This window comes from uncultured Bacteroides sp. (assembly GCF_902491285.1).
Taxonomy (GTDB): domain Bacteria; phylum Bacteroidota; class Bacteroidia; order Bacteroidales; family Bacteroidaceae; genus Bacteroides.
The window spans coordinates 1-4,527 of the sequence record NZ_CABUHK010000157.1; the positions used below are offsets into that span (position 1 = coordinate 1).

The following is a 4,527-nucleotide window of genomic DNA, read 5'->3' on the forward strand; positions in this document are numbered from 1 at the left end:
ACTTTATTGATCGGAGTGGCAATCGGTTCATCATTAGCAATGATATTGCCTATCAGTACTCCGCCCAACGCTTTGGCACATGCCACAGGCATGATTCAACAAAAGGATATGGAGAAAGTCGGTATAATCATGGGAATTATCGGACTGATACTTGGATATACCATGTTGATTATACTTGGTTCTAATAAGATGTTATAAATTTAAGTACCCCTTTTCCATAAAATTAAGACATAGAAAAAGCCCTGTGAGAACCAATCATTCTTACAGGGCTTTTTACTAGTCAGTCTTGCTCTGAAGACTGAGAATGTATCTTCTCCGCCTCTACATACTTACTCGGACTTACTCCATAATACTTTTTAAATACCTCACGGAAATATTTCGCATCCGAGAATCCGACCTTGTCGGCAATCTCCGTTATTGTATATTCACCCTGCTTCAGCAACTGTGCAGCATGTTGCAAACGTATCAGCCGGATATAATCAGCCGGAGCATAGCCGGTCAATGCCTTGAGTTTGTTGAAGAAGCTCGTACGACTCATATAATGCAGGTTGCTGAGCATTTCCACATTAAAGTCCGAATCCCCCATGTTCTTCTCTATACATTCCTTGACAGAAGCAATGAATTTCCAGTCTAAGGTATTAGTGCAATTAACCGGAAAATTCGGTTCTTCATCTTCGATACTATTATAAACCCGGCGGAGCAAAGCACGATTTGTTAGTATGTTCTTAATCGTTGCTTTGAGTATCCCCACACTAAAAGGTTTGGTAATATAAGCATCCGCTCCGATTTCCAATCCTTCGAGCATATGTTTCTCATCCCCCAGCGCAGTCAGCAAAACAACCGGAATATGAGACATCTCAAGATCCCCCTTTATAGTTGCACAAAGTTCATCTCCACCCATCTCAGGCATCATTATATCGGATATGACGAGATCCGGATTAAATTCCCGGATTATAATAAGAGCCTCCTTTCCATTCGGACAGGACTGGATATTATAACCCGTCCGAAGCATATCCACCAGATAATTACGCAAATCATCATTATCCTCCACTATCAAAATACGCTGCAAGGAACTGTTGATCCGGGATATCTCCATATCCGGCAATCCCGGCGTATCACCTGTTACAATAGTCTCCAAACGTTCATCCGGTGTTTTGGGAGAGATAAATTTTGCTTTATGGAAATGGCTATTTCCTTTCGGAAAAGTAATCCGTACACAAGTTCCTTGATTTTCAGCACTCTGAATCTGAATCTTACCTTTATGTAACTTAACCAGTTTGTATACCAGCATCAGTCCGATTCCGCTACCTGTCACCTTCAGATTAACGACATTACTACCCCGAAAATAGCTTCTGAACAATTTCTTCTGTTCACACGTTGGAATACCGATTCCCGTATCTTTCACCTCAATACTCCAACTATTTCCTTCCTCGGAAGCGTAAATACACACACTACCGTCTTCAGGTGTATATTTCAATGCATTTGAGAGAATATTCTTCAGAATAGAGCCCATTTTGTCACTATCAAACCACACACTCAAATAGTCAAAATTGCTTTCATAAACAAACCTGACATGCTTCATCTCGGCATATTTGCGGAAAGTGGCGCAAACATCATTCATATAAGTATTCAACTCATACTCAGAAACATAAAGAGTGGAAGAGTAGACATCTATCCGTTCAAAATTTATCAGGTTGGTTGTCAACTGAAGTAATGTATTCACATTTTTAAGAGCCATATTTATATGGGGTAGTGCCTGTTCAGCCCCCATGCGATTTTCCAAGACTTCCTCCAATGGAGCTTTTATCAATGTTAACGGTGTACGTATGTCGTGTGCCGTATTAATGAAGAACCGTGTTTTTTCGTCCGACACCTTCTTCTGTTTATGCAACATGATGATACGGAATATAATACCCATAACCAACACCAACAGGATTACATATCCCACCATAGCCCATACACTGGCCCATACAGGAGGCGTTATAATAATCTGAATGCTTCTTGTCTCATAAGTCTTATATTTTTCTTCATTGGATACGGCACGAATTTGTAATGTATAACTGCCGGGAGGCAGATTTCTGATGATAATCCGGTTATCCTGACTCGGACGGCTCCACTCTTTATGATAACCATCGATTTTCCATGAAAAAAGAATATTGGAAGGATAATCATAGTTGATAGAAGCTACATCAAGAGAAAACGTGTTTTGTCCGTAAGCTAGTTCCAGCCGGTCAGTTTCGTCAATATCCTTTTCCAAAGGTGATCCTTCATCACCCGGGTAAACAGGATGATAAGCTATCATAAAATCACGCAATAGCAAACGCGAATAATGTGGCTCCGGTATCTGTATGTCTGTTGGAAATTTGACAGCACCGTCATTTCCCCCGAAAACAAGCGCACTTTTGTTATAGGTCGTAGCAGAGCCTGCATTAAAATTAACACTCATCAATCCTTGTTCCCGTGTCCAGTTACGAAAGAAGTGCTCCTCAGGTGAATAAATCGTTATGCCATTTTCCGTACCCATCAGGAGACTCCCGTCCTGACGCGGAAGAATTGTATAAATATTATCGGAGATCAGCGCACAGTTGTCACTTCGGTACTGATAAATAAAGTTCTTCTTATTAATGTCATAAACAAGAAGTCCGGCTCCACGGGTACCAATATACAAAATTCCGTCTTCTCTTTGGTATAATGCGCATATATAGAGAGATTCAACAGGCAGGTCAATATACCTGTAAACTCCGGATTGTTTGTCAAGCAGATAGAGCCCCATTCGGGTACCAATCCACATCTGCCGGGAATCCTTCTCCTGAATGGTAGTGATAGAGTTTACTCCCGGATATAAACGCACACTTTTAGTCTCAAGATTGATGCGTTTCAAATGATAATACCCTCCGGACCATATATCACCGCCCGAGTCTTTTTTTATGTCAAAAATATATTGATCGGGCCGTACCCCTGCAATAGCAGCAGGAGAAAGGTAACTTATCTTAAACCCCTTCTTCTTTTCTATCTTGTAAATACCTGATGTAAAACCGCCCGCCCATATCACACCGGGAGAGACTTCACACAACGCTAAGAAAATGTGATTTTCATCATCAGGTACCGGATCAAAAGAACTGAAAAAAGAACGCCATTCTTTTGTATCAGTCTGATAGATACTGATACCGTTACTGGTTGCAAACCAAAGGTCGCCATCACTGTCCTCCAATACATCGTGAACCTGATCGTTCACCAGTGAGCGGCTATTGCCAAGAGAATGCCTTATCAAGTCATAACTTCCATAACGGTTGTTACGAACGGTAATACCGGTAGGATAATTGGCAAGCCAGATACGTTCTTCTTCATCTACATAGATATCATTGATATTGTTTCCGTTCATCCCGTTATAACTACTATAATTGGCAGTTATATAGGGCTCACTCATACAGGTATTCACATCCAGTTTATATACACCTTTTCCACCCGTAGCTACCAAAAGCTCATGAGCGTTCAAAGCAACTATCTGGTTTATCTCTACATTATTGGGTGATTGACAGGGAATGATTTTCCCTGTCCCCTCCATGTCATATATAAGTACACCCTCTTTGTAGCTTCCTATAAACAGTTGTTTTGAGACGACATGATAATAGAGTTCATGCACTGGTGTACTGATACTTTCCACCGTTTCATCGGATAGCAGTTTCAATCTCCCATCTCCTATTCCGGCACGAAACAGACCGCTTCCCGTACCAATAAAAAATGGTTACCATCCGCCTGTTCAATGGTAGTTATTTCACCAATAGCCGGCGCCGGCATATGTGTCGTTGTTCCGGTACGAATACTATACCAGATAATACTATCTTTACAGCATAACCATATACGGTCACTCTTGTCCAAATAACCGTAATTCAGAAATGCCTGCGACTTATTTCTAATCAACTCCGGATGCACATAAGCCAGTTCGAATTTATCATGTTGCAAATCGTACCTGAAAATACGACCTTTCTGACCGATTACCCATAATACATTTTCGCTGTCCATGTAGAGCCAGTTTAAGGCAATACGTGAATCCAGTTTCATACTGTCGTCCGAAAAGTTGTAATGCTTGATATGTTTGCCATCATAACGGTCTATCCCCTCCTGAGTCAGAAACCACATATACCCCCGTTGATCCTTTTGGATATGGTATATTTTTTGGTTATTCAAACCGTCCTCCAGACCTATATACTTATAAATCTGCCCTTTACTTACAGTACTACTTATGAGAAGAAGCACAAAAAACAAACATCTTCCCATTTTTACAAAACCATTCATGTCTTTCACAAATATTCAAAAATACCCTGCAAAAATATGAAAAAATTAATTAAAACACAAGATATAAATGTATTTATATTTCAATCAGTAATCATCATTAATTTTTCATATCCTCAGTTTTTAGTTTGTGGAAGAATATATCATAAATGAAAATGGGGAGAGAGTATTTTTCCTCCAATTAATTTGCATCTTTCAATATATTATCCGAATATTGCAGAGATGAAAAAGCAC

Annotated in this window: 1 protein-coding gene and 1 pseudogene; one reads left to right on the top strand and one right to left on the bottom strand. The window is 40.0% G+C overall.

All coding sequences use genetic code 11. The features are described from left to right. A partial coding sequence (locus RDN93_RS21670) for an anion permease (RefSeq protein WP_308747391.1) occupies nucleotides 1-198 on the top strand: 198 nt, incomplete at its 5' end. Between the two features lie 82 nt (nucleotides 199-280). On the opposite strand, the pseudogene RDN93_RS21675 reads toward RDN93_RS21670, so the two are convergent. Continuing rightward, nucleotides 281-4,296, bottom strand: a pseudogene (locus tag RDN93_RS21675) (two-component regulator propeller domain-containing protein). Nucleotides 4,297-4,527 lie beyond the last annotated feature (231 nt).